At 49.3% G+C, this 274-nt stretch carries 1 rRNA gene; it reads left to right on the forward strand.

Annotation, left to right across the window (positions count from 1 at the left end):
* Positions 1–17: 17 nt before the first annotated feature.
* A 23S ribosomal RNA gene (locus tag V3C40_RS28305) occupies positions 18–274 on the forward strand; the annotation flags it as partial.

Genomic DNA, 274 nt, shown 5'->3' on the forward strand with positions numbered 1-274 from the left:
AGAGGCTAACGTTATAGGGACAAGCGAATAAGTGCACATGGTGGATGCCTTGGCGATTACAGGCGATGAAGGACGTAGTAGCTTGCGATAAGCTGCGGGGAGTGAGCAAACACACTTTGATCCGCAGATTTCCGAATGGGGCAACCCACCCTTTTAGGGTATTGCATACTGAATACATAGGTATGCAAGGCGAACGCGGCGAACTGAAACATCTAAGTAGCTGCAGGAAAAGAAATCAACCGAGATTCCCAAAGTAGCGGCGAGCGAAATGGGA

It is taken from the genome of Janthinobacterium sp. LS2A (genome assembly GCF_036543145.1).
Taxonomy (GTDB): Bacteria; Pseudomonadota; Gammaproteobacteria; order Burkholderiales; family Burkholderiaceae_D; genus Janthinobacterium; species Janthinobacterium aestuarii.